Annotated in this window: 1 pseudogene; it reads right to left on the bottom strand. The window is 51.1% G+C overall.

Annotated elements, in window-relative coordinates:
* Positions 1-227: pseudogene (locus QD47_RS29770) on the bottom strand (condensation domain-containing protein); the annotation flags it as partial.

The raw sequence follows: 227 nt of genomic DNA, 5'->3' as shown, positions 1-227 counted from the left end.
GGATGCTCTTCCGATCCCGTTCCCAGCGGCGAGCTTTCAAAGGTTTCGGTTGCAACGTCTTGATCAAACTGTCCGAGATAGTTGTAGACAATGTCCGGATGGGCGTCAAATCCTAGATTCGACTTATGCTCCGCCGCCGTCAGATACTTCAGCACCCCATATCCGAATCCTTTATTCGGTATGCCTCGCAACGACTCTTTTACGGATTTGATGGCGTGCGAGAGGTT

The organism is Paenibacillus terrae (assembly GCF_000943545.1).
Classification (GTDB): Bacteria; Bacillota; Bacilli; order Paenibacillales; family Paenibacillaceae; genus Paenibacillus; species Paenibacillus terrae_A.
Note: the sequence above shows the minus strand (reverse complement) of the source record. Positions and strands in the feature narration are given on the sequence as shown.